Annotated in this window: 2 protein-coding genes; one reads left to right on the forward strand and one right to left on the reverse strand. The window is 32.7% G+C overall.

Annotated features, from left to right (window positions below):
* Nucleotides 1-473: CPBP family intramembrane glutamic endopeptidase (locus J8281_RS18830; protein ID WP_210199216.1), on the forward strand; the 473-nt coding region annotated here is incomplete at its 5' end.
* Nucleotides 474-770: 297 nt separating this feature from the next.
* On the opposite strand, the gene J8281_RS18835 is transcribed toward J8281_RS18830, so the two are convergent.
* On the reverse strand, nt 771-1,788 hold a 1,018-nt coding region (locus J8281_RS18835), incomplete at its 5' end, for an RHS repeat domain-containing protein (protein WP_210199217.1).

Below are 1,788 nucleotides of genomic sequence, written 5' to 3' on the forward strand. Positions count from 1 at the left end.
ATATAGATATTCCGGAAAAATTAAATATTTCATATTCTTACAATCTTGCTTTAATCCTTAATGCCACAAAAATAATCTTAATAGTACCAATCGTAGAGGAATTTGTTTTTAGAGGAATAATTTTGAAGTTAATCAATTTTAAATATTCGACTTTAACCAGTTTAATAATATCCAGTACCCTATTCTCACTAATTCACTTCAACCCTTTATCTTTTAGTCTAATAACTTTAGTAACCACATTTGTTACAGGGATGGTATTTGGAGTTCTTTTATTACGGTTTGGATTGTTTTATAGTATACTGGGGCATATTATATTTAATTTAATATGGTTTATTCTAAAAATGAATGAAGGTATTTATTTTGGATTAATTAAAAGTCTAAGTTTTAATATTACATATTGGTTTGTAATCTTAATATCTTTAGGGATAACTGTATTTTTATTTGTCAATTTTATTAAAAAAACACGATCTTAAGATAATGGATAATAACAAAAAGAGGGTGTCTGATTATGACCAGGGGTCTGGACAGCTAGGTGTTACTGAGATGTTTGGAGCTATCATATTTATGTTAATCGGAGGGTTGAAAAAAGACTATAAACATTACTATCAAGTAAAATATCAAAAGAGGAATATTTGGGTAGGTTATATAGTATCTATTATCATTTTTCTTTCAATATTTATCATAGGCATTGTTCTCCCTGGCATAAAATAAAAGCTGTCTGAAAATCAATTTTCAGACAGCTTTTATTTTGATAAAACTTAAATATTTATTTAATTTTTAATTGTAGAACTATTATTAAAGTATCCTCTTTTATTTATCTCCTTTTTCTTCTTTTGATTCTCTTTCTTTAAACTATCAGTAGTCCTATTCAATTTACTTATCTGTTTTCTAGTTTTCTTAATTTTTGCTTCGCGCCTAGCTTGAACAATAGTGGTTCCTATGGCTATACCTCCTGATGGTTCATCAGGAAAAGCAGGTTTATGTAAGCCCATTTCAAGACTTAAATCATATTTTTCTTGTTCTCTATTTGCTACTTTTGTTAAAGAATCAGCATCCTTATTGTTTTTAGCAATTGAAGATTCATTAGTTACTATTTCATCTTGTAAGCCTTCTACAGCTATTTCATTTTCAGCAGCAGCAGCTCTCTCGTTTTCAAAAGCTTCAACCTGTTCTGGTACAGCAACAATATCTCCAATTTCAACATCTGATTTCATTTCACCGTCCTCTCCCTCATAATTTTTTCCAAGCTGAGATTGAACAATCTGATCAGCTTCTTCTAAGGAAATTCCAGCATCTTCCGCTAGAGTGGCAGCACTATCACCTGCCTCTGCTGTATATGTCCCATCTCCATTATTTATCCAGTCAAAAGCCATAGCAACCATTCCATCAGGATCCATATAATAAACTGGATTATCAAAGGCATAGTTATAAGGAGAATGCCTCCTCATAGATTCAGCTAACGGATCAATGTTCATCCACCTACCTAATGCAGCATCATAATTTCTAGCCCCAAAATCCAGCCACTCTAATCCCAGTTCCTTTTGCTCTTCTTTGCCGTTAAACCCATACGGGTGCACATTACCAGAGATCAAAGAAGGTTCTTCTTTTTGATGGGTCATCCCAAAAGGATAGTACGCCTTTTCTTCCCGTATCTCATTTTGATAATCCCCGTCACCATCGATATCAGTATTATTTCTAAGAATGTCCACCACCCCGTCATTATCGCGGTCTGAGTAGGAGAGTCGGATATTGCCTAAGTGGTCTTTAAATTGATAGACATATTTATAC

The organism is Aquimarina sp. U1-2 (assembly GCF_017897595.1).
In the GTDB taxonomy this organism is placed as follows: Bacteria; Bacteroidota; Bacteroidia; order Flavobacteriales; family Flavobacteriaceae; genus Aquimarina.